General features: G+C 38.7%; 3 protein-coding genes and 1 pseudogene. 2 read left to right on the forward strand and 2 right to left on the reverse strand.

What is annotated here, in order from left to right; all coding sequences use genetic code 11:
- The first annotated feature begins 357 nt into the window (after window positions 1–357).
- Entirely contained in the window at window positions 358–714 is a 357-nt protein-coding gene (locus tag BLS65_RS17410; protein ID WP_092441063.1) for a DUF4276 family protein, read from the forward strand.
- A 404-nt stretch (window positions 715–1,118) separates the two neighbouring features.
- Window positions 1,119–1,226, forward strand: a pseudogene (locus BLS65_RS18865) (tyrosine-type recombinase/integrase); the annotation flags it as partial.
- Between the two features lie 72 nt (window positions 1,227–1,298).
- On the opposite strand, the gene BLS65_RS17420 reads toward BLS65_RS18865, so the two are convergent.
- Both BLS65_RS17420 and BLS65_RS17425 read right to left on the reverse strand, forming a co-directional pair.
- On the reverse strand, window positions 1,299–1,964 hold the full coding sequence (locus BLS65_RS17420; protein WP_092441064.1) for a response regulator transcription factor: 666 nt from the start codon (window positions 1,962–1,964) through the stop codon (window positions 1,299–1,301).
- Entirely contained in the window at window positions 1,964–2,959 is a 996-nt protein-coding gene (locus tag BLS65_RS17425; RefSeq protein WP_125869948.1) for a sensor histidine kinase, read from the reverse strand. The genes BLS65_RS17420 and BLS65_RS17425 overlap by 1 nt, the downstream gene beginning before the upstream one ends.
- Between the last annotated feature and the right edge of the window lie 150 nt (window positions 2,960–3,109).

Here is a 3,109-nt window from a genome sequence, read left to right on the forward strand (position 1 = left end):
CTTAACAGTCGGCCTAGAAAAAGGCTAGGGTTTATCTCTCCCCTCTTAACATATAATCAGTTAACCCAAGTTGCATTTGTGAGTTGAATCTTGCGTTTATAACAAGAGTGATTTCGAAGGATGGTATGAAGAATTCAGTTCTGGCAAAATGTGGAGACAAGGAGATTTAGGAGGTAACAGATGGTAAAAAGGAGCTATTTATTTATAGAGGGCACTACTGATACTAGTAATGGCAACCTTAGGGAAGGATTTAATAAATTGTTGGCGAAAAAGTTAGAGGGTAAAATGCCTACAATAAGTATGGGCGATGGGAAGAAATAAACTATTGACAAATTCAAAAACAGTTTCAATTCAAATATGCTATGTGATTTAGATGCTCCCGAAACTAAAATTGCAGATGATTTGAAAGAAAACGAAATTTCTGATTACAAGGATTCTGTTTTCTTTATGATTCAGGAAATGGAAGCATGGTTTATTTCGCAGCCTGAGATATTAGATCACTTTTACAATGATAATATTAGCAATAGATTAGCAAAGAAGCACGCAAGCCTATTTGAAGAACCTGACAAAGAACTACAAAGAATTACGAAGAATACAGCAAGAAAAACTTATCATAAAGTTAATCATGGAGCACAATTGCTTAAACTATTAGATATTGATAAACTCATGAGAGACTTTCCTGAATTTAAAAGACTTATCGATAAACTCAAATAATAACTACCGCCAATAAATAGGACCTTAAGCGGCACGAAGTGCCCAGCGAGAGGTCCCGGTTGTGCTACATCCTAGGTTAAACGGTTTCTTTCTATGGGGTTTTCAATGCAATTATTCTCTTTCGGAGGGAAATCTACTGGCATAATCGGGACAGCTTCCGACTACCGGTAAACAATATCGGAATATTAAAATAGTTAGCTCCACTTTAGGGTTGTATCGCATTCGTTCGTCGTAACCATTCTTGCAATTTATGATTTGGAAGGCCTGTTTCGAATTGCATGGTCTGCCCAGCCGGATTCTCGTTGGCCTGAAAGGCCTACCCGTAAAAGCACAGGGCGCAGCCCTGTGTGTAAGCAAAGACCCGATTGAGCAGAGAATATTACAAAAAGGTTACCCCACACTAGCTGCGGCACTCGTATGCTACGCACCTGCTGGAGGCAGACACCTATTTGCGCTATATTCAAAAGCCACTGGGGCATAAAAGCAGCAAGTCAACCGCGATCTACACTCATAAGCATAACAGGCCTGAGATTGCAAAATTGCTGTATTTCCTTCACCCCTGTAAAACAATACGCTATGTGCAATTAACCTGCATCATTCAGCATATATCCTTTATTCTTAATGGTTTTAATGTTTAAATTAGCACTTGCTAACTTTTTACGAAGTGAGCTGATGTTGTTTCTTAAGGATTCTTCGGACAGTTCACCATTCCATACATTATCCAAAATGGTTTGCAGTTCCACCACATTGTTCAAGTAATCTGCCAAAATCTGTAATACTTTTGTCTCTTTTTCCGTGAGGTATTCTGTTTTTCCGTCGAAAGACAAAGTCCGGTTTTCCGTATTGAAAATGACACCTGAAATTTTATATACCAATTGACTACTTTTGGTATTTTGCAATGTGTTTATATGGGCTTCTATTTCCTCTATGGTTACCGGTTTTTTAAGAAAAAAGTTACATCCTATATCAAACCCCTCCACCACATCAGCAGGCGACTTGCTCTCGCCGCTCATAAAGAGAATCGGTGTGTATTTGTCCTTTGCCCTGATTCTTCGAGCAACTTCTTTGCCATCAATATCATCATCGAGACTTATATCCAGCAAAACAATATTAGGCGAATGTGTGTGGTATAATTCCAATGCTTTTTTGCCACTTGCTGCTGTGAAAACACGCATCCCCTTTTGCTGAAAATGCCATTCCACTACATAAGCAAAATCACTGTTGTTTTCGGCTATTAATAGTGTCTTCATTATGCTTTTTCGATTAATATTGGTGTAGTGATGATAAATTCTGAGCCTTTCCCATAACGGCTCTGCACATTCACACTACCCAAATGAATTTCAGCCACCCACTTTACATAACTCAGCCCCAGTCCAAAGCCGTGTTTTATTCGCGGGTTATGCACTTTATAGAATTTGTCGAAAATTCGGGGTATTTCTTCTTTGGGGATGCCAATACCGTTATCGCTTACAATTACGCTAAACTCATTTTCATTGCTAACGACGGAAATCGTTATTTCCACCGTTTCGCTCGAGTATTTTACGGCATTATCTATCAGGTTTTTCACGGCATTAGGAAAATGGACTGGGTCGTAGCAATAGCCGGATTTCATATGCTCAAAATGAGTGGTAAATTTTATCTCTTTGTCAGAAAGCAGCATAAAACTGGCAATCAAATCATTTAACATTTCCTGTAAATTACCTTCCTGCCATTCGGCGCCTTGTTGGAGCTTTTCTGAATAAGACTTTTGCACGATTGAATCCAACAGCTTACTCAAATTAAACAAATTATGTTTTATTCGGCTTATGGCATTGGATACTCTTTCGGGATTTTCTGCAAAAGTCGGGTTTTCCAGTATCTCAGCCATCGACAACGCTCCCTGCAAAGGGTGGCGAAGTTCGTGGGTCATACTGTCGATAAAATCCTGCCGCACTTTTTCTATGCGCTTTTGCCGGGTAATAATACGCAGCTGATATGAAAGCATCATAATAATAAGACCCGTTACCATTGCCGACAAAATAATAAAGAGTAACATTTTTTGTAGAATCAAAGCAATATGACTTTTATACATTGCCTGTATCTCCATATTTAAATCTAACTCTTTTCTGCGTGTTCGTTGCCCGTATCGCATTACGCTGTGGTTTGTACTCTGTATAACACTGTCGGTATGCATTCTATAAACAATCAACTCAAATGGAGAGTAAATACCATTATCCTCTAAAACTCTTGTGTAAATACTATCCAAAAGGCTTATGTTAAGTGGTGTATCAGACAATACAAGACTGTTTATTTTATAAAGTAAATCACTACTGTCCGACAAAAAGATTCCAGTTGAAACGTTAGTTGAATAAAAATAAGGGGCTACTCCCCGAAGGTTTCACCCCGATGTTGTAGA

Source organism: Williamwhitmania taraxaci, from assembly GCF_900096565.1.
In the GTDB taxonomy this organism is placed as follows: Bacteria; Bacteroidota; Bacteroidia; order Bacteroidales; family Williamwhitmaniaceae; genus Williamwhitmania; species Williamwhitmania taraxaci.

Coding starts and splice junctions, on each gene's coding strand:
- BLS65_RS17410 (WP_092441063.1), top strand. CDS start 358: ATGCTATGTGATTTAGATGCTCCCGAAACTAAAATTGCAGATGATTTG.
- BLS65_RS17420 (WP_092441064.1), bottom strand. CDS start 1,964: ATGAAGACACTATTAATAGCCGAAAACAACAGTGATTTTGCTTATGTA.